Origin of the sequence: Pseudomonas sp. A-1 (genome assembly GCF_004801855.1) — a bacterium.
In the GTDB taxonomy this organism is placed as follows: domain Bacteria; phylum Pseudomonadota; class Gammaproteobacteria; order Pseudomonadales; family Pseudomonadaceae; genus Geopseudomonas.
Genome location: NZ_SSTC01000020.1, coordinates 26,314 through 51,897, shown reverse-complemented (window position 1 = coordinate 51,897; position 25,584 = coordinate 26,314). Strand labels below are relative to the sequence as shown.

Annotated in this window: 25 protein-coding genes; 3 read left to right on the top strand and 22 right to left on the bottom strand. The window is 67.7% G+C overall.

The window, feature by feature from the left end:
- Nucleotides 1–13 precede the first annotated feature (13 nt).
- The 5 genes from E5198_RS06410 to E5198_RS06390 form a co-directional block, all read right to left on the bottom strand.
- The gene (locus tag E5198_RS06410; protein ID WP_136489170.1) at nt 14–2,395 is read right to left on the bottom strand and encodes a sulfite reductase flavoprotein subunit alpha; all 2,382 of its coding nucleotides are present in this window, start codon (nt 2,393–2,395) and stop codon (nt 14–16) included.
- A 168-nt stretch (nt 2,396–2,563) separates the two neighbouring features.
- Nucleotides 2,564–3,244 (bottom strand): Fe2+-dependent dioxygenase, encoded by a 681-nt coding sequence (locus tag E5198_RS06405; RefSeq protein ID WP_136489169.1) that lies wholly within the window; start codon nt 3,242–3,244, stop codon nt 2,564–2,566.
- Nucleotides 3,245–3,304: 60 nt separating this feature from the next.
- Nucleotides 3,305–5,509 carry a TonB-dependent siderophore receptor gene (locus E5198_RS06400; protein WP_136489168.1) on the bottom strand — a complete coding sequence of 735 codons (2,205 nt, stop codon included), beginning with the start codon at nt 5,507–5,509 and terminating at the stop codon, nt 3,305–3,307.
- 146 nt (nt 5,510–5,655) lie between these two features.
- Nucleotides 5,656–6,768 (bottom strand): alpha-hydroxy acid oxidase, encoded by a 1,113-nt coding sequence (locus E5198_RS06395; protein WP_136489167.1) that lies wholly within the window; start codon nt 6,766–6,768, stop codon nt 5,656–5,658.
- A 217-nt stretch (nt 6,769–6,985) separates the two neighbouring features.
- Nucleotides 6,986–8,152, bottom strand: coding sequence for a type III PLP-dependent enzyme (locus tag E5198_RS06390; RefSeq protein ID WP_136489166.1), 1,167 nt, complete (start codon nt 8,150–8,152; stop codon nt 6,986–6,988).
- A 378-nt stretch (nt 8,153–8,530) separates the two neighbouring features.
- Between E5198_RS06390 and E5198_RS06385 the strand changes: the two genes are divergently transcribed.
- Both E5198_RS06385 and E5198_RS06380 read left to right on the top strand, forming a co-directional pair.
- Nucleotides 8,531–10,114, top strand: coding sequence for a peptide chain release factor 3 (locus tag E5198_RS06385; protein WP_136489165.1), 1,584 nt, complete (start codon nt 8,531–8,533; stop codon nt 10,112–10,114).
- 59 nt (nt 10,115–10,173) lie between these two features.
- Nucleotides 10,174–10,953, top strand: a complete 780-nt coding sequence (locus E5198_RS06380) for a TatD family hydrolase (RefSeq protein WP_136489164.1) — start codon at nt 10,174–10,176, stop codon at nt 10,951–10,953.
- Nucleotides 10,954–10,957: 4 nt separating this feature from the next.
- On the opposite strand, the gene ampE is transcribed toward E5198_RS06380, so the two are convergent.
- From ampE to E5198_RS06365, 3 genes are all read right to left on the bottom strand, one after another.
- Nucleotides 10,958–11,785, bottom strand: coding sequence for a regulatory signaling modulator protein AmpE (gene ampE / locus E5198_RS06375; protein WP_136489163.1), 828 nt, complete (start codon nt 11,783–11,785; stop codon nt 10,958–10,960).
- Complete coding sequence (gene ampD / locus E5198_RS06370) at nt 11,782–12,342, bottom strand: 1,6-anhydro-N-acetylmuramyl-L-alanine amidase AmpD (protein ID WP_136489162.1); 561 nt, start codon at nt 12,340–12,342, stop codon at nt 11,782–11,784. The genes ampE and ampD overlap by 4 nt, the downstream gene beginning before the upstream one ends.
- Nucleotides 12,343–12,405: 63 nt before the next feature.
- Entirely contained in the window at nt 12,406–14,850 is a 2,445-nt protein-coding gene (locus tag E5198_RS06365) for a DUF1631 family protein (protein WP_168772491.1), read from the bottom strand.
- A gap of 319 nt (nt 14,851–15,169) precedes the next feature.
- Here E5198_RS06365 and nadC point away from each other — a divergent pair, with 319 nt between their 5' ends.
- Nucleotides 15,170–16,018: a carboxylating nicotinate-nucleotide diphosphorylase gene (nadC, locus tag E5198_RS06360; RefSeq protein WP_136489160.1), complete on the top strand. Its 849-nt coding sequence runs from the start codon at nt 15,170–15,172 to the stop codon at nt 16,016–16,018.
- A gap of 624 nt (nt 16,019–16,642) precedes the next feature.
- Here nadC and E5198_RS06355 read toward each other — a convergent pair.
- The 14 genes from E5198_RS06355 to E5198_RS06290 form a co-directional block, all read right to left on the bottom strand.
- The gene (locus tag E5198_RS06355; protein ID WP_136489159.1) at nt 16,643–16,840 is read right to left on the bottom strand and encodes a hypothetical protein; all 198 of its coding nucleotides are present in this window, start codon (nt 16,838–16,840) and stop codon (nt 16,643–16,645) included.
- Nucleotides 16,841–17,234: 394 nt separating this feature from the next.
- Nucleotides 17,235–17,942: a competence protein CoiA gene (locus E5198_RS06350; RefSeq protein WP_168772490.1), complete on the bottom strand. Its 708-nt coding sequence runs from the start codon at nt 17,940–17,942 to the stop codon at nt 17,235–17,237.
- On the bottom strand, nt 17,935–18,732 hold the full coding sequence (locus E5198_RS06345; RefSeq protein WP_256659000.1) for a hypothetical protein: 798 nt from the start codon (nt 18,730–18,732) through the stop codon (nt 17,935–17,937). The genes E5198_RS06350 and E5198_RS06345 overlap by 8 nt, the downstream gene beginning before the upstream one ends.
- 145 nt (nt 18,733–18,877) lie before the next feature.
- Nucleotides 18,878–19,564: a hypothetical protein gene (locus E5198_RS06340; protein WP_136489157.1), complete on the bottom strand. Its 687-nt coding sequence runs from the start codon at nt 19,562–19,564 to the stop codon at nt 18,878–18,880.
- Entirely contained in the window at nt 19,561–19,977 is a 417-nt protein-coding gene (locus E5198_RS06335; protein ID WP_136489156.1) for a hypothetical protein, read from the bottom strand. Before E5198_RS06335 ends, E5198_RS06340 begins: the two co-directional genes overlap by 4 nt.
- Before the next feature lie 305 nt (nt 19,978–20,282).
- Complete coding sequence (locus tag E5198_RS06330) at nt 20,283–22,523, bottom strand: DUF927 domain-containing protein (protein WP_136489155.1); 2,241 nt, start codon at nt 22,521–22,523, stop codon at nt 20,283–20,285.
- Nucleotides 22,516–22,821 carry a hypothetical protein gene (locus E5198_RS06325; protein ID WP_136489154.1) on the bottom strand — a complete coding sequence of 102 codons (306 nt, stop codon included), beginning with the start codon at nt 22,819–22,821 and terminating at the stop codon, nt 22,516–22,518. The genes E5198_RS06330 and E5198_RS06325 overlap by 8 nt, the downstream gene beginning before the upstream one ends.
- Nucleotides 22,814–23,059 carry a hypothetical protein gene (locus E5198_RS06320; RefSeq protein ID WP_136489153.1) on the bottom strand — a complete coding sequence of 82 codons (246 nt, stop codon included), beginning with the start codon at nt 23,057–23,059 and terminating at the stop codon, nt 22,814–22,816. Before E5198_RS06320 ends, E5198_RS06325 begins: the two co-directional genes overlap by 8 nt.
- A gap of 3 nt (nt 23,060–23,062) precedes the next feature.
- The gene (locus tag E5198_RS06315) at nt 23,063–23,416 is read right to left on the bottom strand and encodes a hypothetical protein (RefSeq protein WP_136489152.1); all 354 of its coding nucleotides are present in this window, start codon (nt 23,414–23,416) and stop codon (nt 23,063–23,065) included.
- Nucleotides 23,413–23,634, bottom strand: coding sequence for a hypothetical protein (locus E5198_RS06310; RefSeq protein ID WP_136489151.1), 222 nt, complete (start codon nt 23,632–23,634; stop codon nt 23,413–23,415). The genes E5198_RS06315 and E5198_RS06310 overlap by 4 nt, the downstream gene beginning before the upstream one ends.
- Complete coding sequence (locus E5198_RS06305) at nt 23,631–23,948, bottom strand: hypothetical protein (protein WP_136489150.1); 318 nt, start codon at nt 23,946–23,948, stop codon at nt 23,631–23,633. Before E5198_RS06305 ends, E5198_RS06310 begins: the two co-directional genes overlap by 4 nt.
- Before the next feature lie 320 nt (nt 23,949–24,268).
- Nucleotides 24,269–24,925, bottom strand: coding sequence for a Rha family transcriptional regulator (locus tag E5198_RS06300; RefSeq protein ID WP_136489149.1), 657 nt, complete (start codon nt 24,923–24,925; stop codon nt 24,269–24,271).
- A complete protein-coding gene (locus tag E5198_RS06295) occupies nt 24,922–25,251 on the bottom strand; it encodes a hypothetical protein (protein WP_136489148.1) in 330 nt (109 codons plus the stop codon). Before E5198_RS06295 ends, E5198_RS06300 begins: the two co-directional genes overlap by 4 nt.
- Nucleotides 25,248–25,502, bottom strand: coding sequence for a transcriptional regulator (locus E5198_RS06290; RefSeq protein ID WP_136489147.1), 255 nt, complete (start codon nt 25,500–25,502; stop codon nt 25,248–25,250). The genes E5198_RS06295 and E5198_RS06290 overlap by 4 nt, the downstream gene beginning before the upstream one ends.
- Between the last annotated feature and the right edge of the window lie 82 nt (nt 25,503–25,584).

Sequence of the window (25,584 nt, the reverse complement as noted above, 5' to 3'; positions counted from 1 at the left end):
GCCATTCATCACCTCAGTACAGGTCGCGCCGGTAGCGCCCGCTCTCCTGCAGCTCGGCCAGCGCCGCCGCGCCGAGCAGCTCGCGCAGCACCGCATCGACCCCCTCGCCCATGCCCTCGAGGCTGCCGCAGACATAGATGGCCGCGCCGTCGGCCAGCCAGGCGCGCAGCTCGGCGGCCGCCGCGCGCAGGCGGTCCTGCACGTAGACCTTGTCCGCCTGGTCGCGGGAGAACGCCAGGTCGAGGCGCTGCAGATGGCCCTCGGCCTGCCAGGCCAGCAGCTCGTCGCGGCACAGGAAGTCGTGCGCCGCCGTACGCTCGCCGAACAGCAGCCAGTTGCGCGGCTGCCCGCGCCAGGCGCGCTCGCGCAGCAAGGCGCGCAGGCTGGCCAGGCCGGTGCCGTTGCCGATCAGCAGCAGCGGACGGTCGTCCTCGGGCAGATGGAAGCCGGTGTTGCGGCGCAGCCGCAGCGGCGCCGTGGCGCCCTCTACCAGCTGCACGCACAGCCAGCCGGAGCACAGCCCCGGCGTACCATCGGCGTGCAGGTGCAGGCGGACGATCAGCTCCAGCGACCCGTCGTCGGCCAGCGAGGCGATCGAATAGCTGCGCGGCCGCGCGCCGGCCTGCGGCGGCAGGATCTCCACCAGGTCGCCGGCCTGCCAGCGCTGTCCGGCCGGCACCTCGAACGCCAGGCGCCAGACCGGCGCGGCACTGCTGCCGGGGTTGAGCCACTGCTTCTCGCGCAGCGTCCATTCGGCGAAGCCGTCACGGGCGGCCGGCTCGGCCTCGCTCGGCGGCGCACTGCCGGTCAGCTCGCCGAGCAGGGCGCGCCAGCGCTGCAGCGCCGAGTGGTCGCCGTTGTCCACTTCCACCGGGGCGAACAGGCTGCGTGCGCCCTGGCCCTGCAGCCAGTCGTGCAGCTGGCGGGCGAAGCCGCAGAAGCGCTGGTACTGGCGGTCGCCGAGACCGAGCAGGGCGTATTCGAGGTGGCCGAGGTCGAACTCGCCGCCCAGCACCCGGCGCACGAAGCCGCGGGCACTGTCCGGCGCCTCGCCGTCGCCGAAGGTGCTGACCACGAACAGCGCCCGCCCGGCGCCGCGCAGGGCCTGCGCGTCGAGCTGGGCCAGCGGGCGCACCTGGACGGTAGCGCCGGCCGCCTGCAGCTGGCCGGCGGTCTGCCAGGCCAGCTGTTCGGCGAAGCCGTTCTGGCTGGCGAAACCGATCAGCCAGGGCTGGCCATCGCCACGCGCGGCCTCCAGCGCCTGGCGCCCGGCGCGGGCGGCGTGACGCTGACGACGACGGCCGAGGTAGAGCTGCCAGCCGGTGACGAAGAACAGCGGCATGGCCAGGCTGGCCAGCAGCATGAGGATGCGCCCGGGCTGGCCGAAGTAGTCGCCGGTGTGCAGCGGATAGACGCTGGCCAGTAGCTGCTGCACGCCGCTCTTGTCGGTGTAGCGCTCGTGCTGCAGCACCTTGCCGCCGGCATCGAGGCTGATACGGTTGAAGGCGCGGTTGTGCCCGGCGGCCTCCGGCAGGTACATCACCTGCAGCGGCTGGCCGGCGCGCTCGGGCAGGCGCAGGTTGGCCAGGCGGTAGTCGTCCTGCACTGTGTGGCGGAAGACATCCCACTGGGCGTCGATGCTCACCGGCGCACGCGGCGCCTCGGCCTGCGCCTGGCCCTGCGGCGGACCGCGACGCTTGCCCGGCCCGCCGTGCTGCGGCGCCGGCTCACCGGCCAGCGCGTGCACGCCGTTGCGGTACCACTCGTAGGACCAGTACAGGCCGGTCAGCGAGGCCAGCAGGTAGGCCAGCAGCACCCAGGTGCCGGCCACCGCGTGCAGGTCCCAGAGGAAGCCGCGCCCCGTGCGCCGCCAGTCGAGGGTCAGCCAGGCGCGCCAACTGCCGGGCCGGCGCGGCCAGCGCAGGTACAGGCCGGACAGGCAGAGGAACACCAGCGCCAGGGTGGCCGCGCCGGTGACCGGCTTGCCGGCGTCGCCCATGGCCAGCCAGCGGTGCAGCTGCATCATGAACTGGAAGAAACCGGCGCCGCGCGCCGCGCCGAACACCTCGCCACTGTAGGGATCGGCGTACAGCGTCTCGCCGCGCGGCCCGCCGCCGCTGACGTTGACCTTGGCCGCGTCCAGGGCGTCGGCGGAGAAGGTCAGGCCGAGCACCGCGCGCCCGGGCAGTTGCTCGCCGACGCGGACCACCAGCTCGTCCGGGCTCAGCGGCCGTGCGCCGACGGCCGGCTCGACGCTCATCACGCCGGGGTTGAGGAGGCGCAGCAGCTCGTCCTGGTAGGACAGGCTGGCGCCGGTCACGCCCATCAGCGCCAGCACCAGGCCAGCGCTGATGCCCAGCAGCCAGTGCAGCTGGAAGAGGATTTTCTTGACCACCTGGGATCACCTGATCGCTATGCCGCGGCTGCGGCGAAGTTGAACTCGGAGGCGGCAGGAAGCCGCAGCGCACCGCCGGCGGATGCAGCGGTGCGAAACGATTTTATTCGAGAATAATTTGCAACAAATCGGCTTTACCCAACCTTTACCCGCCCGCGGCACCGGCCGTCACAGCGCCCAGCGGCGCAGCAGGTTGTGGTACACGCCGGTGAGCTGCACGCTGGCCGCGTGATCGGCCCCCAGCTCCTGGTTGATGCGCTGGATGCCGGTGTCCAGGTCGAACAGCAGGCTGCGCTGGCCGTCGTCGCGCACCATGCTCTGGATCCAGAAGAACGAGCAGACCCGCGCGCCGCGGGTGACCGGGGTGACCCGGTGCAGGCTGGTGGAGGGATAGAGGATCAGATCGCCGGCCGGCAGCCTGACGCTGTGCGCGCCGTAGGTGTCCTCCACCACCAGCTCGCCGCCGTCGTACTCGTCGGGGCCGGTGAAGAACAGGGTGGCCGACAGGTCGGTGCGCACCCGCCCGCCAGTCGAGCGGTCCAGGCGCACCGCGTTGTCAACATGCAGGCCGAAGTCCTGACCGCCCTGGTAGCAGTTGAACAGCGGCGGATACACCTTGTCCGGCAACGCCGCAGCGATGAACAGCGGGTTGCACTCCAGCGCCTGCAGGATCAGCGCGCCGATCTGCCGCGCTTCGGCGCAGTCCTCCGGCAGCTGCAGGTTGTTCTTGGCCATCGCCGACTGGAATCCGGCGGTGGTCTTGCCATCCACCCACGGCGCCTGCTGCAGCAGGCGCCGGCAGTCGAGAACCTGTTCGGGGCTGAGCACCCCGGGAATGTGCAGCATCATGGCGTCGCTCTCCTGATGCGGCGAAACCCCGCAGAGCGGGGCTTGCCTGGACGGTTACGGTCAGAAGGAATAGTTGGCCGAGAGGATCGCCGAGCGGCCGTCGCCGTACTCGATGGCAGCCGATCGGGCAGCGGTACCCGGGGTCTGGCGCACCTGGGCCACGTAGTCCTCGTCGAACAGGTTGTTGAGGTTCAGCTGCAGGTCGAGGCTCCTGTTGACCTGGTAGCCGACCATGGCGTTGTGCAGCCAGTAGTCGTCCAGCTTGGCGGTGCCGCTGGTAGCGACATTGCGCTCGCTGACGTAGCGGGCGCCGTAGCCCAGGGTCCAGCCGGCCGGCAGCTCGTAGGAGGTCCACAGGTTGAACGAGCGCGGCGGGGTGTTGGCCAGCGCCTGGCCTTCCCGGGCGCGACCGGCGGCGGTGTCGGCCGCCTTGAGGGTCTCGCTGTCGAGGAAGGTGTAGTTGGCGAAGACGTCCCACTGCTCGGTGATGTGGCCGGTCACGCCCAGCTCGACACCCTGCACGCGCTGCTCGCCGGCCAGCTGGGTGCTGCCGTCAGCCATGGTTTCGCGGGCATTGGTCTTCTCGACGCGGAACACCGCGGCGTCCAGCTCCAGGCGACGGTCGAACAGCTCCCACTTGGTGCCCAGCTCCCAGGTCTCGTTCTCCTCCGGCTCGAGGTCGGTGGTCGCAGCGCTCACGCCAGTGCCGCTGGAGGCGAGGAACTCTGCCGAGGGGTTGAACGAGGTGCCATAGGCGACGTAGATGCGCCCGTTGTCGGCCGGCTTGTAGACCAGGCCGGCACGGCCGCTGAGCATCTCGTCGCTGGTGTCCAGCTTGGTGAGGGTGCCGGCCGGCAGCGCGACGTTCTTGTACTCGCCGTCGACCCAGTCGTAGCGCAGGCCCAGGTTCAGATCCCACTGGGGGGCGAGGGCGATGGTGTCGAAGACGTAGACCGCCTGATTGGTCAGCTCGGTCGAGGTATCCGCCGAGTCCGCCTTGTTGATCGGGCCGGTGTAGTGGCCCGGCGGGTTGGCCAGGTCGAAGCTGCGACCGGTGAAATCCAGCCCATAGCTGTAGGTGGTGCGATCGTAGGTCTCGCGGGACACCTCGACGCCGGTCGCCAGGCTGTGAACGAGGCCGAAGGTGTCGAAGTCGGCGCGCAGGTTGGTCTGGTTGATCCACAGGTCGCTGCTGACGTCGCGGCCGTAGCCCTGCGGACCGGCCGGCACGTAGCTGCCCGCCGGCACGCCGGTGGTGTTGACGTGGGAGGCGGAAATCACCACGTCGCGGTCGATGCGGCTGTAGCGGGTCAGGTTCTGCAGGCTGAGGCTGTCGTTGAAGGCATGCTCCAGCTTGACGGTGAAGGAGTCGGTCTCGATCTCGTCCTTGTCGATGTTGCTGAAGCCGAAGTAGGCCTCGCGGTCGACGCCGGCGAGCTTCTTGCCGTCGAGGGCCGGCACGCCGTAGTCGGGCAGGATGTCGTCGGTCTGGTGGAAGTAGCTCAGGGTCAGGCGGGTGTCCTCGCTCAGGCCCAGGGCCAGGGACGGGGCGATGCCCCAGCGCTCGCGGTCGATCTCGTCGCGGCCCGGCACGTCGTTCTCGTGGGCCATCAGGTTGAGACGGAAGGCGCTGTCGGTGCCGACCCCGTCGAGGGTCTGGTTGGTGTCCAGGGTCAGGCGGTGGTAGTTGTCGGTGCCCAGGCTGCCGCCGAGGCGGGTGAAGTCGCGGCCGACCGGCTGCTTGGTGACCTGGTTGATGCTGCCGCCGGTGGTGCCGCTGCCGCCGAACACCGAGTTGGGGCCCTTGATGACCTCAACCGCCTCGATGTTGAAGGTGTCGGTGCGGTTGGTCTGCGCGCTGTCGCGCAGGCCGTCGATCTGCATGTTGGCGTTGGCGCCGAAGCCACGGATGTTGATGCTGTCGCCGGAACCGCCGCCGCCTTCGCCGGCGCTGAAGGTGATGCCGGAGACGTTGGCCAGCACCTGGCGCAGGCTCAGCGCCTGCTGCTCCTCGATCACCTTCTGCGGCACCACGCTGATGGTCTGCGGAGTGTCCAGCAGCGGCGCGGTATATTTCGGCGAGGAGACCGACTCGGTCTTGGAGCTGCTGGCCTCCTGCTCACCCTGCACGGTGACGTTGTCGAGCTGCAGGGCGCCCTGCTCCGCAGCCAGGGCCGGAACGGCCAGGGAGGCCACGGCCAGGCCGACGGCCGAGGCCAGCAGGCGCTGGGGTTGACGGGATGAGGCTTTGACGAAGGCACGCATGAGAATCACTCCCTGGATTTAATGGGATGCGATTCTATTTGAGAAGAATTATCAGTAAAGACCGCCAGCGTCATCTTTACATTAACTTTACAAAAACAGCGGAACTCCCCTGCCCGCCGCCTCAATCCCAGGCCGTCTCGCCACCGTCAACGCGAGTACCACAGCACCTCGGGACCGATGCCGGCCAGGTCGCTGCAGCCGGTCAGCGCCATGGCGACCTCCAGTTCGGCGCGCAGCAGCTGCAGCACATGGGCCACGCCGACCGCACCGGCAGTGGCCAGGCCGAAGATGTAGGGACGGCCGATCAGCACCGCCCGCGCGCCCAGCGCCAGCGCCTTGAGCACGTCGCTGCCACGACGGATACCGCCATCGAGCAGCAGCGGCAGGCGCCCCTCTACCGCGGCGGCCACCTCGGCGAGCACATCGATGGTCGCCGGCAGGCCATCCAGGGTGCGCCCGCCATGGTTGGAGACGATCAGCCCGTCGACGCCGGCGGCCAGCGCCCGGCCGGCGTCCGCGCCGCTCATCACTCCCTTGAGCAGGATCGGCAGGCGGGTCAGGCCGCGCAGCCAGTCCAGGTCCGCCCAGGTCGGCGCCGCCGCCAGCAGCGGACTGCCGAGCAGCAGGCTGCCGGCGGCGGGATCGGCGCTGGCCTGCAGCGGGCGCATGCCGCGCAGGTTGACCGCCTCGACACCCGGCGGCAGCACGAAGCCGGCGCGCTGCTCGCGGTTGCGCATGCCGCCGACCGGGGCGTCCACGGTGAGCACCAGTGCCTGGTAGCCGGCCGCCTCGGCGCGCTGTGCCAGTTCGCGGGTGAAGCCGCGGTCGGGCTGGATGTACAGCTGGAACCACAGCGGCGTCTGCGCCTGGCGGGCTATTTCCTCCAGCGCGACGCTGGCCTGGGTACTGACCACCATGCCGGCACGCAGCGCCGAGGCCCCCAGCACGGTGGCCAACTCGCCCTCGGGATGGGCGAGCCTGTGGTAGGCGACCGGCGCGAGGAAGATCGGGTGATCGAAGGTCTGGCCGAACAGCGTGACCCGGGTGTCGCCGCCGCGCAGATCGGCCAGCACCCGGTTGCGCAGGCGCAGGCGCTGGAAAGCCGCGCGGTTGTCGCGCAGGGTGAGTTCGTCCGCCGCGCCGCCGGCCATGTAGGCCCAGGCCTGCTCGCTCATGCGGGCGCGGGCGAAGGGCTCGTAGTCGGCCAGCGCGGCGATCTCGGCAGGAATCTGCGGCAACTTGGGCAGGGGCTGGTGCATCGGCGGGTTCCTCGAACGCAGGGCGGGACGCGGGACAACGAAGCTGCACCCGCGCATTCGAGAATGATTCTAAGTTGGCGCCAGCCTCCGCGACAGGCCCATCGGCCGCTTCCTTGATCCAGCACAAGCCATGGCAATGCCGGAGGTCGGCAGGTGCGCCACAAACGAAAACGCCGCGACAGGTCGCGGCGTTTCCATGCGGGCTACAGCACCCGGCTCACGCCAGGTAGAAGGCCTTCAGCGGCGGGAAGCCGTTGAACTCCACCGCGCTGTAGCTGGTGGTGTAGGCACCGGTGGACAGCCAGTACAGGCGGTCACCGCTGGCCAGGTTCAGCGGCAGGCCGTACTTGTAGTGCTCGTACATGATGTCGGCGCTGTCGCAGGTCGGGCCGGCGATCACCACCTCTTCCATCTCGCCCTTCTTCTCGGTCCAGATCGGGAACTTGATGGACTCGTCCATGGTTTCGATCAGGCCGGAGAACTTGCCCACGTCGGTGAACACCCAGCGCTCCACGGCGGTGCGCGACTTGCGCGCCACCAGCACCACTTCGCTGACCAGGATGCCGGCGTTGGCGATCAGCGAGCGGCCCGGCTCGAGGATGATTTCCGGCAGGTCGTCGCCGAAGTCTTCCTTGAGGAAGCGGATGATCTCTTCCGCGTAGGTTTCCAGGCTGTTGGTCTTGGCGATGTAGTTGGCCGGGAAGCCGCCGCCCATGTTGATCATCTTCAGCTCGATGCCGTCCTCTTCCTTGAGGCGCTCGAAAATCACCTTGACCTTGGCGATGGCGGCGTCCCACACGGAGATGTCGCGCTGCTGGCTGCCGACGTGGAAGGACACGCCGTAGGGCACCAGGCCGAGGTCACGGGCGAGGATCAGCAGGTCCATGGCCATGTCGCTCTGGCAGCCGAACTTGCGCGACAGCGGCCAGTCGGCGGTGGTGGAGCCTTCGGTGAGGATGCGCACGTAGACCTTGGCGCCCGGCGCGGCCTTGGCGATGTTGCGCAGGTCGGCTTCCGAGTCGGTGGCGAACAGGCGCACGCCCTTCTCGTAGAAGTAGCGCACGTCGCGCGCCTTCTTGATGGTGTTGCCGTAGCTGATGCGCTCCGGGCCGACGCCCTGGGCCAGGACCTTGTCCAGCTCGTAGATCGAGGCGATGTCGAAGTTGGAGCCCTTTTCCTTCAGCAGGTCGATGATCTCCACCGCCGGGTTGGCCTTGACCGCGTAGTAGGTCTTGGCGAACGGGAAGCAGCTGCCCAACTGGTCGTAGGCACGGGAGATGGTGGGCAGATCGATCACCACGAAGGGAGTTTCCTTCTGGTCAGCGAGTGCCTTCATCTTCTTGAAGGTGTCGCGATCGAAATAGTCTTCAACCTTGATGGACATGCATGGGCTCCAAAATGGCAAAACAAACGACAAATGAATGTGGTGGAGTGGCCCAGCTAGGGCCGCGAACGCCTGATCAGTTTCCCCACTTTGGTTCGCCTACTTCCCAAGGCATGTCGCCGAAAGCAAAAAGGTCAACCGCGCGTCGTGCTCGATGGCGGGTTGACCTTGCTGTCTCGTCGTCAGTACTTGAGCCGGATGGATCGTTTCCAGCATGGACGTTCGGGCGCGAACTTTAGGACCATGGGGGGTCAAGATCAACCAGAAATTTCCCCAAACCGCCCCCATTCATCACTCACCGGTCAGCGGGGGGGCTCATCCGCTATAATCGCCGCCTTTTCTGACAGACCGACTATCCGTCGACGGGTTCCCTTTCCGATGACCACTCAGGCCGCCGAAGTCGCGAAGCGCCGCACCTTCGCCATCATTTCCCACCCCGATGCGGGCAAGACCACCATCACCGAGAAGCTGCTGCTGATGGGCAAGGCGATCGCCGTCGCCGGCACGGTGAAATCGCGCAAGTCCGACCGCCACGCCACCTCCGACTGGATGGAGATGGAGAAGCAGCGCGGCATCTCGATCACCACCTCGGTGATGCAGTTCCCCTACCGCGAGCACATGATCAACCTGCTCGACACCCCCGGCCACGAGGACTTCTCGGAAGACACCTACCGCACCCTGACCGCTGTGGACAGCGCGCTGATGGTCCTCGACGGCGGCAAGGGCGTCGAGCCGCGCACCATCGCGCTTATGGAAGTCTGCCGGCTGCGCGACACGCCGATCGTCAGCTTCATCAACAAGCTCGACCGCGACATCCGCGACCCGATCGAGCTGCTCGACGAGATCGAGGCGGTGCTGAAGATCAAGGCGGCGCCGATCACCTGGCCGATCGGCTGCTACAAGGACTTCAAGGGCGTCTACCACCTCAGCGCAGACAAGGTCATCGTCTACCAGCCGGGCCACGGCCACGAGCGCATCGAGCAGATCGTCATCGACGGCCTCGACTCGGCCGAAGCGCGCGCGCATCTGGGCGACCAGTACGACGACTTCGTCGAGCAGCTGGAGCTGGTGCAGGGCGCCTGCCACGAGTTCGACCAGGACGCCTTCCTGCGCGGCCAGATGACCCCGGTGTTCTTCGGCACCGCGCTGGGCAACTTCGGCGTCGACCAGGTGCTCGACGCGGTGGTCGACTGGGCGCCGCAGCCGCTGTCGCGCGCCGCCCACGAGCGCGTGGTGGAGCCGACCGAGGAGAAGTTCTCCGGCTTCGTGTTCAAGATCCAGGCGAACATGGATCCCAAGCACCGCGACCGCATCGCCTTCATGCGCATCTGCTCGGGCAAGTACGAGAAGGGCATGAAGATGCGCCACGTGCGGATCAAGAAGGACCTGAAGATCGCCGACGCGCTGACCTTCTTCTCCAGCGAGCGCGAGATGCTCGAGGAAGCCTATGCCGGCGACATCATCGGCCTGCACAACCACGGCACCATCCAGATCGGCGACACCTTCAGCGAAGGCGAGGTGCTCGGCTTCACCGGCATTCCGCACTTCGCCCCGGAGCTGTTCCGCCGCGTGCGCCTCAAGGATCCGCTGAAGTCCAAGCAGCTGCGCCAGGGCCTGCAGGAGCTGGCCGAGGAAGGCGCCACCCAGGTGTTCTTCCCCGAGCGCAACAACGACATCATCCTCGGCGCGGTCGGCGTGCTGCAGTTCGACGTGGTGGCCAGCCGCCTCAAGGAGGAATACAAGGTCGAGTGCGCCTACGAGGCGATCAACGTCTGGTCGGCGCGCTGGATCGAGTGCGCCGACGAGAAGAAGCTCAAGGAGTTCAAGGACAAGGCCTACGAGAACCTCGCCGTCGACGGCGGCGGCCACCTCACCTACCTGGCGCCGACCCGCGTCAACCTCAGCCTGATGGAAGAACGCTGGCCAGACGTCAAGTTCCGCGCCACCCGCGAGCATCACTGAGCCCGGGCGGGCGCCCTCACGGCGCCCGCTACACTTGCGACAGATGCCTGGAGGTCCCCATGCAGCTGATCGACACCCACACCCACCTCGACTTCCCCGACTTCGACGCCGACCGCGACGCCGTGCTGGAGCGCTGCCGCGCGCTGGGCGTGGAGAAGCTGGTGGTGCTCGGCGTCTACCAAGCCAACTGGCAGCGCCTGTGGGATCTGGTACAGAAAGAGGACGGCCTGCATGCCGCCTTCGGCCTGCATCCGATCTATCTGCAGCAGCACCGCCCGGAGCATCTGACCGAGCTGCGCGGCTGGCTGGAACGCCTGGCCGGCCACCCCAAGCTGTGCGCACTCGGCGAGTTCGGCCTCGACTGGTTCGTCGAAGGGCTGGACCGCGAGCGCCAGCAGGCGCTGTTCGAGGCCCAGCTCGCGCTGGCGGCGGAGTTCGCGCTGCCGGCGCTGCTGCACGTGCGCCGCGCCCACGCCGCCACCATCGCCACCCTCAAACGCTACCGTCTCCCACGCGGCGGCATCGTGCACGCCTTCGCCGGCAGCGCCGAGGAAGCCAGGGAGTACCTGAAGCTCGGCTTCCGGCTGGGCCTCGGCGGCGCCGCCACCTGGCCGCAGGCCAACCGCCTGCGCAAGGTGGTGGCGCAGCTGCCACTGGAGGCCATAGTGCTGGAGACCGACGCACCGGACATGGCGCCGAGCATGCACGCCGGTCGACGCAACAGCCCGGAACATCTGCCCGAGATCTGCGCCGCGCTGGCCGGGCTGCGCGGCATCGCCGCGGAGGAACTGGCCGCCGCCAGCAGCCGCAACGCGCGCGAGCTGTTCGGCTGGTGCTGAGCCCTCAGGGCAGCAGGATTGCCAGCGCCAGGGCGCTGTACCAGAGCAGGCCGGTTCGGCGCAGCAGCTGCCACAGCTCGTCGAGGGTTTCCACGCCGCCCCGCCCCGGCAGGGCATCGGCCGCGGCCCGTCCGGCCTCGGCCACCAGCTGCGTGGCGCTCGCGCGCAGGTCGAACAGGTACGCCCAGAACACCCGGTTGGCCGCGACGAAGTTGCCGGCCAGTGCCAGACTCAGCACCAGCAGGCGAGCCGGCAGCCAGTCCAGGCCATGGCGCAGGCGCGCCGCCCAGCGGCGCAGCCCCGCGTCGCCGGCATGCTCGACCAGCAGCGCCAGCAGGCGATAGGCCAGCGCCGCCAGCGGACCGAGCACGGCATACCAGAACACCACCGCGAAGAACCCCTGATACGCCTGCCAGAGCAGGAAACCCTGCGCCTCGGCCAGCAGCTTCGACGCATCCTCGGCCTGCACGCCGAGGTCGCGACGGGCATCCAGATAGGCCGCCTCGACATCGCCGCGCTGCCAGCTGTCGCGAAACGGTGCCAGGCTGAGCTGCGGATCGCCACGACCGAGACTCCACAACAGCACCAGCACATGCACCGGCAGCAGCAGGATGCCGTAGGCCAGCGGCGCCAGCATCCACAGCAGCAGGCCGAGCAGCAGCAACGGCATGCCGAACAGCAGCGCCAGCTGGCGCAGCGGACGCCCGGCCAGCCGGGGCTCGGCCTCGACGCGCGCCAGGGCGGCGCGCAACGGCCCATCCTGCTGCACCCGCTCGCGCCAGTGGCCGATCCGCTCCAGCAGCACGACCAGCAGCAACACCAGAAAGCTCATGCCTGCCGCTCCGTGGCCAGGGAATCCAGGTAGCGCGGCCAGTCGAAGGCCGGGCCGGGGTCGCTCTTGCGTCCCGGCGCGATGTCGCTGTGGCCGCAGATGCGCTCGCGGGTGATGTCCGGATAGACGCGCATCAGCGCGCGGGTCAAGTCACGCAGGGTGGCGTACTGGGCGTCGCTGTAGGGCAGTTCGTCGGTGCCCTCCAGCTCGATGCCGAGGGAGAAGTCGTTGCACTGCTCGCGGCCGGCGAAGCAGGACACCCCGGCATGCCAGGCGCGCTCGTTGCAGGAGACGAACTGGATCAGGCTGCCGTCGCGCTCGATGAGGAAGTGCGCCGACACCTGCAGGTGAGCGATGCCGGCGAAATAGGGATGGGCCTGCGGATCCAGCTCGTTGCGGAACAGCGCATGCACCTGGCCGGTGCCGAACTGCCCCGGCGGCAGGCTGATGTTGTGGATGACCAGCAGCGACACCTCGCCGCTCGGTCGCATGTTGAAGTTGGGCGATGGACAGTGCTGGGCGCTGGCGCACCAGCCGGTCCGGGGGTCGATCTGCATGGGCGGCTCCTTGGTTGCCGCCACTCTAGAGCAGCCCGCCGCCCCCGCCAAGCCGGCGCGCCGTCAGGCTTCGCGCATCTCGCGCAGGTTGCCGATGATCGCCTGCAGCGCGCGATCGAAGGGCTGGGCGTTGTCCATCAGCCGCGCCGCGCCGCAGGCGAAGACCCGGGCCAGGCCGGCACGATCGTAGGTGGCGACCTTGGCGCCGCCGCGATTGACGAAGATGTACTCCCCGCTGACGCGGATGAAGGCCGCCAGCTTGCAGCGCTGCCGGCTGCCATCGTCGGCGCAGAACTCGACCCAGCTGCCGGCTCCCAGGCCATCGACCAGCGCCCAGTGCGCCTCGTCTATCACCACGGCCTCGACCGCCGCCGGAGCTTCCGCCTGCGCCGACGCCTCTGCCTGAGCGGGCGGATCGACTTCGACCACGTCGAGCGCCTGGCCCGGAAGCTCCGCGACCGCGGCAACCGCTTCCTCGCGGACAGGCTCCGGCAGCCTCTCGACCACCTCGGCTACCGCACGCTCCCAGCAGTCGAACTGCGCGTCGTCGTGCGCGCCCTGACGCAGGGCAACCACAACCGTTTCCCGCAGCGCCTCGCCGGCGTCCAGCAGCGGAATCTCGGGCATGGTCGCCGACGCAACCGGCTCCTCGGCCGCGAGTTCGACCGCCACGCCCGGCACGAGCGGCTCGCCGCCCGGCACAAGTTCGGCAGCCGACTCGACCGACTCGACCGACTCGACCGACTCGACCGACTCGACCGAAGGCTCCCGCAGCGGCTCGGGCGAATCCAGCACTGCCGGCGGCGCCACGGGCTCGACCAGGCCATCGCGGAAATCGGCGAGCAGCTTGCGCTGCCACTGGGTCAGCTCCTGGAAGAAGCGCTGCTGCTCGAAGGGCTCGTAGGCCACCCGCTCCAGACCGCGCCTCAGCTCGGCGAGCAACTCGCTGCGCCGCGGCTCCTGCAGCAGGCGGGCATCCTCGCGGCTGCGCAGCGGCGCCACCCGGGCCAGCAGCTCGTCGAGCGTGGCCAGCGCCCCGCACCACTCTGCAGAAGCATCGCCCTCGCGCAGCAGGATCAGCTGCAGCAAGCCGCCCCAGCCACGTTCCAGCCCCTGGACGATGGCGGCCGGCAGGGTCAGCCCGTGCAGACGCTCGCTGAGCAGCCGGTCGACCTGCTGACGGGCATTTTCCCGCAGCGCCCGCGCTTCCTCCGCCTCCAGCAGGCGCTGTTCGAGCAGGACCGCACGCTTGCGCTCGCTGGCGCTGAAGCGGCTGAAATCCTCGAGCAGCCTGGCGAATACCCCCGGATCATCGGTGAAGTCCTCGCGCAGCCGTTGCGACACCTGCTCGATCTTGCTGCGCAGGCGGTCGCGGTGGATATCGGCCAGATCCTCGCTGTCGCGCGCGGCGACGGTCACCTCGTTGAGCAGCTGGCGCGCCGGATGGCTCTGCTCGGCAAACACGCCCTGGTCGAGGATCGCCGCCTTGAGCAGCGGAACCTGCATGTCGCCGATGGGGCCACGCAGCGGCTCGGGCAACTCCGCATCGCCGAGCACCTGCTCGAACAGCATGGAGACCAGGGTGATCACGTCCTCGTCCAGCTTGCCGATCACCCGCGGACGCGGGCTGTTGGCACTGGCGCGCGCGAGCAGGCCATCCAGTTGCTGGCGCAGGTTCGCCGCGCCCCCCGACGGCTGGCGCTGGAGGACCGACAGCAGGCGGGTCAGATCGCCTTGGGTGATCGGCACCGCATCGGCCGGCGCGGTCGACACCGCGCCCCGCACCTGGCCCAGCAGCTCGCGCAGCTCGCCGAGCGCCACCTGCGCCCCGGCCTCCCGGCCCTCGGCCACCGCCGCCCGCTCGCCAGCGGCTGCACGCGACGGACGCGGGGTGTGCAGCTGCAGGTCGGGCAGGACTCCGGCGGCGATCATCTGATCGTTGACGGCGGCATACAGCTCGCCGACGGACTTGAGCAGGTGCTTCTCGAACAGCTTGAGCAACAGCAGGCGCACCTGGATCTTCAGTTCCAGCGGGCGCAGGGCGTCGAGCATCAGGGTGCACAGGGTGCGGGCCGACAGCGGATTGTTGTCCTCGGTGACCGGTACGCCGACCAGGGCCTGCAGGCGCTGCTGCAACGGATTGAACTCGGCACCATGCTCGCTCAGCGAGCGCATCACCATCGTCTTGATGGCGACCGACTCCTCGAGTTCGTCATGACTCACCAGCGACAGCAGGCCGGCCGGCAGGACGTCCATGACGGCCTGGTGGTGCTGGGCGCCGACCTCGCGAAACGCCTTGTCCAGCCCGTCCAGCACGGACTTTTCCATGCTTTCGCGCTTGAGGCGCAGCGTGCGCATGGCATCGAACAGCTCCTGCTGATCGGCGTTGCTGGCGACCCGCCCGCACATCTCGAACAGGCTGTCGTCCGCCGCATCGAGTACGCGCTGCAAGCCCTGCTTGAGAAACTGCCGCGCCTGCTCGCGCAGCGGCTGTAGACCGGCAGGCATAGAACGCTCCGCTGTCGGCGAGCGCATGGCGGCCCCGACTTGCAGCGGGACGACTTTCGCTCCAATGGACATGGTACTTCCCTCGGGCCGGCGACCCGGGCAGGGCCGACGCGACTATTCGTAGCTTGGGCCTGCACAACGTCCCGCGTTGCGACAGGCGATGGCCCGATTATAGGGAGGGCAAGGTGCCAGCAGAGCAGGCCGATTGCAGGATCCTGCGGCAGATCACACAAGCACCATGACCGTCTTTGCCTTTCGCGAAAAAGCCGGCCTGCGGCGAAAAGCCTATAATCCGCCGAAAATGCACAGGGAGCCCGTCATGCCCAACCTTCGCCTTGCCGATCTCGGCGCCGAAATCACCGCCAACGTGCGCGCCGCGCTTGCCGAGGACGTCGGCAGCGGCGACATCACCGCCCAGCTGATCCCCGCCGAACGCCAGGCGCGGGCGCGCATCATCACCCGCGAGGCGGCCACCATCTGCGGCACCGCCTGGGTCGACGAGGTGTTCCGCCAGCTCGACCCGCGGGTGCAGGTGCAGTGGAACATCGCCGACGGCGAGCGGGCCATGCAGGACCAGACCCTGTTCACCCTCGAAGGCCCGGCGCGCGCCCTGCTCAGCGGCGAGCGCAGCGCACTGAACTTCCTGCAGCTGCTCTCCGGCGTGGCCTCGCGCTGCCGCGAGTACGCCGACCTGGTCGAAGGCACCGCGGTCAAGCTGCTCGACACCCGCAAGACCCTGCCCGGCCTGCGCCTGGCACAGAAGTACGCGGTCACCTGCGGCGGCTGCCACAACCACCGCATCGGCCTGTACGACGCCTTCCTGATCAAGGAGAACCACATCGCCGCCTGCGGCGGCATCGCCCAGGCCGTCGCCGCCGCCCATCGGATCGCCCCGGGCCGCCCGGTGGAGGTGGAGGTGGAGAACCTCGACGAACTGCGCGAGGCCCTGGAAGCCGGTGCCGACATCATCATGCTCGACGAACTCGACCACGACGACATGCGCACCGCCGTCGCCCTCACCGCCGGCCGCGCCAAGCTGGAGGCTTCCGGCGGCATCAATCGCGACAACCTGCGCAGCTACGCGGAAACCGGCGTCGACTACATCTCCATCGGCACCCTGACCAAGGACGTCAAGGCCATCGACCTGTCGATGCGTCTGAGCCTGTAAGCGCTTTGCGACCGCGCAAAGCAAAACAGCCCGTTGCGCATCGAAGCGCAACGGGCTGTCTGGTCTGAAGCAGTGGTGCGGTGAAAGGAGTCGAACACCGCACCCACAGGCCTCACAGATAGCGGAATCAACGGGGCACAGCCTCGACCCATACCCCTAAACGTACCCCTAAATCCGAAAGTACCCCTATCCAAGGGGCTGGCACTGGTGGTGATCGGCCTCGGCGACTCCTCCAGGTGCTCGGCAGCCGGCGGTGCGCAGAGTGCGTAGCTGCCCGCCAGGTGCGTAGGGCTGGTGATGCGGGGTGGCGCGCTCGGCAGCTGGTACGCGGCTGCGCACCGGGCCTGCGCACTGGGCCGGCCTGCGCAAGCTCCTCGCGTGGTGGACTCCGAAAACCCGGCGGCCCTTTAGGGGCTGAAGAAATTCGGGCGCCCCTCGCGCGCACGCGCGTACTGCTCGCGAAACCATGGCGGCAGCCGGCGCCGGCCAGCCCTTCAGGGGGCTCGGAAAATTCTCCGCCCCTCGCGCACTGGGGTGTTTCCATCGGTGGAAACGCTGTTTCCTTCCCGCGTGGGGGTGTTAACTCGGTGGCAACTGTGGCCAGCACTGCCAGGCCGGCAGCGATCAGCAGGCCACCGCCTGCAGCTGGGCGCCGCAGCCCCAGCACTTCATCCACCGGCCCCGGCTGCGCAGCTCAGGGTGCAACGCCTCGGCCCAGGTCCAGCCGCGGAAGCGCCGCATCTTCACCGTCTGCCACTTCAAGCCGCGCTCTGCCGCCCACTGGATCGCCGGCTTGGTCTGCCCCTCGATCGTCACCAGCATTTCCGCTGCACAAGTCATGTCCCGCATTGCCGCCACCTCGCACCATGTCCTGGTGGCGGGTCACGCTATGTGACTGGCGCGGAATGCCAGGCCGACGCGGGTTTCCGTGGTAACCGCGGGTGGTAACCAAACGTGGAAACCCGTGGATACCTCGCTGGATACCGCGTGGAATGGTGAGACAGCACTGCCGACACAGCTCGGGCACTGTCGTCGCTCTGGAGCGGTCGCCCAGGGTGCTAACCTCGGCGCGAACAGCTCCCGCGTGACGGTGTTGCACGTTGCGTTGCGCTGTTGCGCGTGGTGGCTCGTACTGGCTTCGTACCAGCCCGGTGGGGGCCTGACCAGATGAGTTGAAAACACGTCTGCCAGTATCTGATCAAGGGCAGGGAGAAATCTACGCCTCTGAAATCGACCAGTAGTCGCCGTTATAGCGGAGGTTCCCGGCCACGATTGCCTGCAGCAGAGTTTTAGTCTGCACAGCCAAGCCCGGTACAACTACTTGAGGGTCACGTTCAGGAAGCAGAATGGCGAAGAACATATCCGGAATCGCCGGATAAACTTGAGCAGGTGGCGCAGGCCACTTATTCCCATGCTCGGTTTTGAGTCTGTTCCTGACAACTGTTTTACAGAGCGCTGGATAAACGTTCTCATGCCGCACCAGCCAGTAGCACTCCACGCCATCATGCCTATATCGCTCTTGGCGCCTCAGAAAGTCCCGGTAATTCAGATAGGAGTGTTGGATCTCGATAGCCACACGCCGACCAGGCAGCTCGAAGTAAATGTCAGCCCGCCACTTGCGCTTGCCAGCTCCCCCAGACTTTTCCAGCACCCCTTGGATACCTAGGTCTTGCAACTCTCCCATGACCATGTCTTTCCCTGCGACATGCCACTGCGTTTCCGGGGCGGTGGCACACTCATCCGAGTAGTGTGCAAAGAACTGGACGCCATAGATGCTTGTTTTCAAAACAGCTCGCGCACCACAACAATCCATTGTGAAAAGCAGAGGGTCCGTTGCACTGGCAGATTTCATGCCTTCCCAAGCCTCTGGAGTGAAGTCGGCAGCATCAATCAAGGAGCCATCGAGGAGACGTGCATTAGCCATGCTGCGAAACTCCATTAGCGAAACGCGACCACTGGGCCGCAGCTTCCATTGCTTCCATGACCCGAAACTGCATCGTGGATTCGTATGATTTTCTCTTTTCGAGGAATTGGCTGTAGCTGTGCACCACCAGCAAATCATCCATCTGCTCTTTGGAGGGGCGGCCATCCATCATGTAGGAAAATGGATTATCGGGCATCGTGCCGTAAACCTCGGCCAGCAGGCGAATCTTGTCTGTGAGTACCAACCACTCCAGAGCATGATCAGCAGAAATGGCAGAGGCTAGAATCAGCGAGTGCTGAAAATCAGGGTATCTGGAGTGCGCAGTTTCCGTTGCACATTTCAGACGTAAAACTTCTGGATCAGGCTTTTTCGCTTCACTAGCCATCCCATCCAACAGGACAGGGTCTATAACTTTGACATCGATAGAGGAAATTGGCGTCTCGTGTCCAAAAATTCGCGCTTGATGGAACGCGTCTGCCACGGAAGCCACCAGCAGATTGAGTACCCGAAGGGTTCGCTGCTCCTTACGATGCCTCGGAAGCAGATCTATTGCTAAGTAAAACATGTAAGCAGAGATCAGACCGATTAACAGATCACTAGTTACACTGGCAGTCGCATCTGCGCGCAGAAAGGCAGCAGTGGTAGTACCTTCAAGGACTGGCCATAGAGGCAACTTGGCATTAACCAAGCACACCAGCACAAATGCCGATATCGCACCAGCAAGCAACCACTTTTCCCGCTTATCCCGCCAAACCCACATGCAGCGTCCTCCCTGAACTTCCAGCAGCATACCTGCAAGTAATCATCCATAGCTGCCCATTGATACAGGCATAGAACGGCCAGACGCCGATCAGTTGCGCCGAGGGTAGCCGCCTGTGGTGGCGCACTCAACCGCCCGGCCTCCAGGGCGAACCCCAGCAGCCGGGCGGGCGGGCCTATCGCTCCACCATGCGGGAGCCGTTGCGGTCGTGAACAACCAGCGCCGGGCGCTTGGTGGTCATGCTGCCGTCCGGGTGGAGCTCCATCACCGGCACCCCGTACAGCGGACCACCAGGCGCGAACGGATCGGGGCGCAGGTGGCGCGGCGTGCGCCTCATGAACTCGGCCATGGCAGCCAGGCAGGCATCGAACAGCGGGCCGCGCTTCCAGTCCTCGCCGCGGTGGCTGGCGCTGTCCTCCAGGTTGTGAACGAACACCAGCCCGGCCAGATCGGCCACCCCTTCGGCGCGGGCCTGCTCGCGCTCGATGCGGTTGACGTTCAGCAGGTCGCACACGGCATCGAAGCCCAGAGCGGTCATGTAGCCGTTGCAGTCGCTCAACAGAGCCTCCCCGAAGGCCAGCAGCACCGGGCGGGACAGCTCCAGATCCTCGGCGCCGTGGCTGTCGGCCTGCTGCTCCAGCTCCTTGGCGCGCCGCTGGGCGAACGGGCCGCGCTCGCGCATCAGCCGGGCCTGCCGGCGCAGGGCATGACGCTGGTCGTGGATCGCCGAGCGGCAGGCGCAGACGCGGCGCAGCACCAGGCGGGTGATGGTCAGGCGGTCGCGCAGGCTGGCGCCCGGCTTCATGGCGAGCCGCAACAGGTGCAAGGCGGCCTCCAGCGTGGCGATGGTCGTGGCGGTCATCGGGTCGGCTCCATGGGGGTCGTGTCGTAGGTGACGCGCAGCTCGGCGCCGGCCGGGCAGTAGCGGCCGGTCGGGGCATGGCAGGCGCGGCAGGTCATGGCGTGGCTCAGGTAGGCATCACGCGCGGCCAGCCAGGCCGGCGCAGCCGTGGCGGCGGTGCGGACGATGCGCTGCGGCTCGCTGGCCGCCTCTGCAGTGCGCTCTGCTGCTGGCGCAGGGGTTGGGGTGGGTGCCAGCGCTGCTGGCGCTGGCGGTGGTACCGGGGCGGCTCGGTGGTCGTTGATGGCCGGCGCCAGTGCGGCAACCTTCGCCATGCTTACCGACTCGACTGGGGCGCCCGCCTTTTCGCTACAGATACCTGACTTTTCAGGCTCGTTTTCCAGTTGCTCGAACAGCTTCGCCAGCAGAGCCATGGGCCTCTCTCGCGTTACTCATCACATGTTTCTCTAGAAATCGAAAAACCGAGGGACGAAGGGACAAAACGGATACAGCCCTAGTGCCATGCGGCTTTCAGCCGTCCCTGTGCACTAGGAACGGCGGTCCCTCGCCAGTTCTCAGGGACTGGCCAGCCAGGGGAGCAGGAGCAAGGCCACCTGTATTCACAAGGTGGTGTGTGTCCCTTTGTCCCTCCTCTCTCTCTTCAAGGGACAGGCCAGAAAATGGCTGGAAGCCGCGTCGATACTGGCTCTGTCCCTTTGTCCCTGCTGTCCCTTGGTTTCTAGGTTCCTGCGTGTGTGTTGTCGTTGGTACCGGCCATCTCCAGCCGGTCGGGGTCGATCACATACAGGCCAGGGCGCCGCCCTTTGCCATTGCCGCCAGGGAGCGTGTACTTCTTGGTGTTGCGCTTCTGGCCCTTCTCGATGTCCCGCTTGGCGATGGCGCCGGCCGTATCCAGCGCCGTGACGATGCGCGCCAGCCCGAAGCCGTGGGCGGCCTCTTGCAGGCCGGACGTGTTGAACAGGAACAGCCGGCGATTCGGCTCGTCCTCCCAGTACCCGGCACGGTCACGGATGCGGCTGTCCGTCTCGGGGGCGTGCACATCGGAGAAACGGCTATCGCCGTGGCGCTCGATGAAGCGGGCGAGGCTGGCCAGGATCTGCCGGTCCTCGGCACTGCCGCTGCCCACCCGCTCCAGCCACTCCCGGTACAGCAGCAGGCTATCCGCCAGGCTGGTGCCCACCGGCCAGGGCAACAGCCCGTAGGCGATGGCCATCTCACCGGCCAGGGCGATCACCGCAAAGCGATCCGCCACCCGGCCGGCCTGCGCGCTGTCCGCTTGGAACTCGGCGCGCACCTTGGCGAAGTCCTCCAGCAGCCCGGCGCGGTCGTTGCCGGCGGTCAGCTTCTCGACGAAGGCCGGGCCCAGGTGCCCGTAGTGCTCGCCGACGGCGCCGGTCATGGCCCTGTGGAAGCCTGCCCCGTCCAGGCCATGGCAGTCGTCGAAGGCGCCATGCGCCCGGGTGCCGGCGTTCACGTCCACCATGCGCAGCTCGGCGCCAGCGTGCGCCGGATCGCCGGACAGGGCCGCATGCTCGGACAGCGACCGCTCACCGCTGGAGATGGTCAGCAGGCGCCAGGCGAGCTTCTGGCGGCCCTCCCGCTCGCGGGTCATGGTGCCCTTGCCCTGCCCGTTGGCCAGCGAGTAGGCCATCTCCTGAATGTCCTTCGGGTTGGCGCGCTTGATCTCGTCCAGCGATAGCATGGTGTCGTTGCGGGAAGCGGCCTCGATCTCCAAGCCGTTCTTGGTCATGCACCAGGAAGCGCCGAAGCCTGCCGGCCCCGGATCGCCCCAGACCGACGCGCCGACCAGTTGCGCCAGCGACTTCCCCTTCGAACTGTCGCCGACCAGATGGACGCCCCCGCCGTTCACCTTCACCAGATTCAGCAGCGGGCCGGCCAGCGCACAGCCCACCGCCAAGGTCAGCACAGGGTTGCCCGCACAGCGGGCGCCCACCTGCGCCTGCCACTGCGCCAGCTCGCCACGCACCCGGAACAGGTCCGGCGCGCGGCCTGACGACTGGAAGCGCACCCCCTCGCCGCCGATGGTGCGATTGGGCAGCACGAATACCCCCGACTCATGCCAGCCCGGCCGGCTGGTGGTGGCGATGGTCTGCCGCGGCTGCTGCTCCAGCAGGTACTCCAGAAAGCGGCCTCGCTGCCGCGGCGCGATCACCGCACCCATGGCGAACAGCGCGCGACGGATCTCCTCGCCACTGCCGCCCAGCATCTCCATGGGCATGGTCCACTCCTTGCTGCCGCCATGCGTCACCAGGCGCAGCAGCCGGCCCTCGGTGCCGTCGTCGCTGTTGAGGGTGCGGGCCTCGACGAACACCGGGGACGCGATCCACTCGTCCCGCAGGGGGCGCTCGCTGTCCTCGCTCGAGACGCCTTCCTCGTCCTCCTTGGTGCGCCGGTAGCCGTGCCAGTAGACGCCCGGCTTGAGCCGCGCGCCCTTCTCGTTGCGTACCCACGACTCGTACACCGCCCAGCCCGGGCGATCCGGCGCCACCTCGGGCAGCGTATCCAGCTCGCCCAGCTCCCGTTCAAGCTGGTCGATGCGTTCCTGCGCCAGCGCCAGCCGGGCCAGGTCTTCGTCGTTCAGTGCTGCGGCGCTGCCCTTGGCGGCCTCGATCACCAGGCGCTCGAAGTTCCGTTCCTTGGTCAGCTTCTCGCGGCGGTACTGCTGGCGCTGCTCGCCACTCAGGTTGTCGGGGAACAGGTCGCGCAGTTCCAGGCCAACCGCGGCCAGCACGTCGCGGGCCTCGCAGCCGGCGTAGCAGTGGACCAGGGCGCGACCATCATCGCCGCGTGACAGGCTCAGGGAGGGCGACTTGTCGTCGTGCGCCGGGCAGCGAGCGACGTAGCGTGCGCCGGTCTTCTTCACACCCTCCAGGCGCGACAACAGCAGGTCGAGCGGATCGCCAGCAGCGCGGCGCAGGGGAATCACGGGATCATTCATCCTCGGCCTCCTCGGTGGCCATGGCCAGAAACATCGCCTCCAGCTGATCCGCAGACTCAACGATCCAGGTCGCGGCGAAGCGCAGCTTGTCGTTCTCCGGCAGGCGCTGCGCTATGTGGTCGCCCATGGCGCCGATGGCCATGATGGTGGTGGTCGCGGAACGCATGCGCTTGCGCCACAGGGCGTCGCGCTCGGCCTGCTTCCTGAGCCGATCCGCCCGGCGCTGGTCGGCCCTGTCGATCATGTCGGCGAGCCGGAACGCCATTTCTCCGTCATACGGGTTGCGCTGGTCAGCCATGGCGGGCCTCCCGCTCGGCTTGGTGGATGATGGCGACCGCCAGCGACTCGGCGGCGTTGAGCCAGGCGCGGTGTGCTTCCGGCCACTCCGGGTCGGTGGCGCGGGTGTTCAGCACGCGGCGATGCGCTTCGCTGGCGGCGCGGATCAGCTCCAGGTGGTACGGGATCAGCGACAGGACAGCTTTCTCCGGGCAAGCCGGGGCCGTCGCCGCCTGCTGGCAGCGTTGAAAATCGGTCATGGGTCAGCCCTCGGTGGTGTTGCGGTAGCGAGCGGCGAAGAACTGGTGGACGGCGTGCTCGGCGGCAGGCTGCTGGTCGCCCTGCGGGTCACCGAGGACTTCGGCCAGGGCCCTGTCCAGGTCGGCGCGGGCTTGCATCATGGCTTCCCACTGGCGGCCGGTGCCGGCGTCCAGCTCGCGCGCCCAGGCCGGCAGCTCGCCATGCAGGCGCAGCTCGTTCAGCACCGTCCACAGGCGGGTGGAGTGCTTGCGCTCTGCCGCCAGCAGACTGCCCAGCTCGGGGAAGTCGTGGGCGCCCAGCAGCTCGCCGGCCAGCGCCTCGGCCTTGCTGGTGGTGATGGCTGCGACGTTGCTCACTTCGCACCCCCTTGCAGCAGCGCGCGGCGGCTGTCGGCCAGGCTGTCGAACTCGGCGCGCAGAGTGCGCCAGGTGTCCATGTCGATCAGGCGCAGGCTTTCCAGAGTGTCGAGCATGCCGATTGCGGTGTGCTCCTCGAAGCGGATGCCCTCGGCGCTGGTGGCCTTCGCCAGACGATTGCGGGCGGCCTCGATGAGGTTCAGGGCCGGGCGATTCATTTCGCACCCCCACGGGCTTCCAGGGCAGCCAGGGCGCGGACGTGGCGCAGGTGGTCGCGCAGGTTGAGCGAGTCGATCCGAACGGACTTGCCGGCCTTGAGCCAGGCCAGGGCGGTGCGCGGGTCGCGGGTGCTGGTGGTCTGCTGCTCGGCGGCGGTGGCCTCCAGGTCGCGGCAGATGGCCATGTGGTGGTTGTAGCGCTTGAGGCGGACGGACAGGGAGGAGTCGGCGTGCAGGGAGGCGATGGCCATGGCGCGGTGGGCGCTGGCGCGTTCGCGGAGTGCGGACGGATTGCGGGCGGGGTCGTGCTTCATGGGTACAGCTCCTGTGTTTGGGGAGCCGTCACCGCTCGCGGCCAAGCGAGGATTGGAGACGGCTGTACGCGGGTTGGCCGACCGGGAACACAGGGACCCGGCACACCCGCCACGAGGACGGATGTCCCGCGCACAGCCGCCATAGAGCGTCACTGCGGGCACAAAAAAAGCGCCTGCAATGCTCTTGGGGGCGCTTGTGCGCCTGCGTTTACTCGACCGGCCAAGGTCGGCCGCGGGATTGACCGCGACGGGCGAAAGATAGCGCCAGCGGGTGGGCTTGGCAACACTCGGGCGAACAGGGGTGCGCAGATCGGGACGGCTCATGCCTCCACCTCCCCCAGCAGCAGGCCGCCAGCGGTGGCCATGTACGCCAGCACCGCGCCCTTCGCCTTGCGCCCGGCCTCGCGGTGATCGTCGCCGCGCTCCAGGCTGTCATGCAGGTGGCGCCGATACACCGCCTGCAACGTGGTCAGGATCAAGCGTTGCTCGATGGTCAGCGTGCCGCGCTCGCCACTGGCGATCCCCATCGCCTTGTTCAGTGCCTTGTTCGCGTTGATGTGGAACAGGTGTTCGGGGGTGCTGCTGCCGCACTCCTTCGCGCGCTGGGCCAGGGCGGCCACCTCGGCGTGCATGGAGTGGTACAACGGCAGGTACTGGGCATCGGAGACGCTGGCGCGGTCGCGGGCCTCGCGGAAGGCTTTCACCAGGTTGATCTTGAGCGCCCGCGCCCTCGGGGTGTTGCGGCTGTAGGTCAGCAGCAGATAGCACTGGTCCTCGTTGAGCAGGGCGTACTGCTCCGGCTGACCGCGCCCGGTGATTTCTCCGGTTTCAAACCGGAGTATTCCGAACTGCCGGAAGTCCTCCGCGTACCGTTTGACCAGGTCATAGGTGTTCTCGTGCTGGTTGCCCAACTGCTCGGCGATCAGCCGGCTATCCACGCGCGGCTCGCCCTTGTAGGTGGTCAAGGTGATGTTCATGCCGCCACCTCCTTGCGATCCTTCGCCGGCTTGAACAGCAGCGCCAGCACCGCACGGGCACGCTTCTGCTGGCTCGCCGGCAAGCGGTAGCGCACCACGTCGCAGGGCGTGCCCCAATGGTTCGGTACCTTCTCCGGCTGGCGTTGGAAGGCCAGGCCGTAGTCGTGGGTCAGCTTCGCAATGGTCGAGTTCAGGCAGTGGTCGCCCAGGGCCTCGGCCTCGAAGCGGTTCAGCGAGTTGCAGGCCGGCAGCTGGTAGGCCAGCACCCTGGCGATCTTGCTCGGCGCCTGCACCAGCAGCTCGGCGTCGCTGGTGGTGGTGCTCATGCGGCCACCTCGCGCGCTGCCAGGCGGGCCGCAATGTACGCCTCGATTTCCTGCCGGACGAAGAAGATGCGGCAGCTGCGCTTTTCGCCATCCTTCAGCGCTTTCGGGAACTGCGGGTCGCGAGCGCGCAGCTTGTCCACCCCCGACCGGGTGCGGCGCAAGCGGGCGGCCACCTCGGCCATCGTCATCAGCTCGGGTAGGGTCGGCGTTTGGGTGTTGTAGGGAGTTGCTACTTGGTTGGACTGGTTCATGCCGGGTGCCTCGGATTTCGGAATCGACGGGGCACACGGTAGGGGGGCGAGTGATGGGCAAAACAGGTGACCGCTTTCAATT

Coding starts and splice junctions, on each gene's coding strand:
- E5198_RS06320 (WP_136489153.1), bottom strand. CDS start 23,059: ATGACCGATTTTCAACGCTGCCAGCAGGCGGCGACGGCCCCGGCTTGC.
- E5198_RS06385 (WP_136489165.1), top strand. CDS start 8,531: ATGACCACTCAGGCCGCCGAAGTCGCGAAGCGCCGCACCTTCGCCATC.
- E5198_RS06395 (WP_136489167.1), bottom strand. CDS start 6,768: ATGCACCAGCCCCTGCCCAAGTTGCCGCAGATTCCTGCCGAGATCGCC.
- E5198_RS06380 (WP_136489164.1), top strand. CDS start 10,174: ATGCAGCTGATCGACACCCACACCCACCTCGACTTCCCCGACTTCGAC.
- ampD (WP_136489162.1), bottom strand. CDS start 12,342: ATGCAGATCGACCCCCGGACCGGCTGGTGCGCCAGCGCCCAGCACTGT.
- E5198_RS06390 (WP_136489166.1), bottom strand. CDS start 8,152: ATGTCCATCAAGGTTGAAGACTATTTCGATCGCGACACCTTCAAGAAG.
- E5198_RS06300 (WP_136489149.1), bottom strand. CDS start 24,925: ATGAACATCACCTTGACCACCTACAAGGGCGAGCCGCGCGTGGATAGC.
- E5198_RS06400 (WP_136489168.1), bottom strand. CDS start 5,509: ATGCGTGCCTTCGTCAAAGCCTCATCCCGTCAACCCCAGCGCCTGCTG.
- E5198_RS06325 (WP_136489154.1), bottom strand. CDS start 22,821: ATGGCTGACCAGCGCAACCCGTATGACGGAGAAATGGCGTTCCGGCTC.
- E5198_RS06295 (WP_136489148.1), bottom strand. CDS start 25,251: ATGAGCACCACCACCAGCGACGCCGAGCTGCTGGTGCAGGCGCCGAGC.
- E5198_RS06340 (WP_136489157.1), bottom strand. CDS start 19,564: ATGACCGCCACGACCATCGCCACGCTGGAGGCCGCCTTGCACCTGTTG.
- E5198_RS06350 (WP_168772490.1), bottom strand. CDS start 17,942: ATGGCTAATGCACGTCTCCTCGATGGCTCCTTGATTGATGCTGCCGAC.
- E5198_RS06335 (WP_136489156.1), bottom strand. CDS start 19,977: ATGGCTCTGCTGGCGAAGCTGTTCGAGCAACTGGAAAACGAGCCTGAA.
- E5198_RS06290 (WP_136489147.1), bottom strand. CDS start 25,502: ATGAACCAGTCCAACCAAGTAGCAACTCCCTACAACACCCAAACGCCG.
- nadC (WP_136489160.1), top strand. CDS start 15,170: ATGCCCAACCTTCGCCTTGCCGATCTCGGCGCCGAAATCACCGCCAAC.
- E5198_RS06310 (WP_136489151.1), bottom strand. CDS start 23,634: ATGAATCGCCCGGCCCTGAACCTCATCGAGGCCGCCCGCAATCGTCTG.
- E5198_RS06305 (WP_136489150.1), bottom strand. CDS start 23,948: ATGAAGCACGACCCCGCCCGCAATCCGTCCGCACTCCGCGAACGCGCC.
- E5198_RS06405 (WP_136489169.1), bottom strand. CDS start 3,244: ATGATGCTGCACATTCCCGGGGTGCTCAGCCCCGAACAGGTTCTCGAC.
- ampE (WP_136489163.1), bottom strand. CDS start 11,785: ATGAGCTTTCTGGTGTTGCTGCTGGTCGTGCTGCTGGAGCGGATCGGC.
- E5198_RS06345 (WP_256659000.1), bottom strand. CDS start 18,732: ATGCTGCTGGAAGTTCAGGGAGGACGCTGCATGTGGGTTTGGCGGGAT.
- E5198_RS06355 (WP_136489159.1), bottom strand. CDS start 16,840: ATGCTGGTGACGATCGAGGGGCAGACCAAGCCGGCGATCCAGTGGGCG.
- E5198_RS06330 (WP_136489155.1), bottom strand. CDS start 22,523: ATGAATGATCCCGTGATTCCCCTGCGCCGCGCTGCTGGCGATCCGCTC.
- E5198_RS06365 (WP_168772491.1), bottom strand. CDS start 14,850: ATGCCTGCCGGTCTACAGCCGCTGCGCGAGCAGGCGCGGCAGTTTCTC.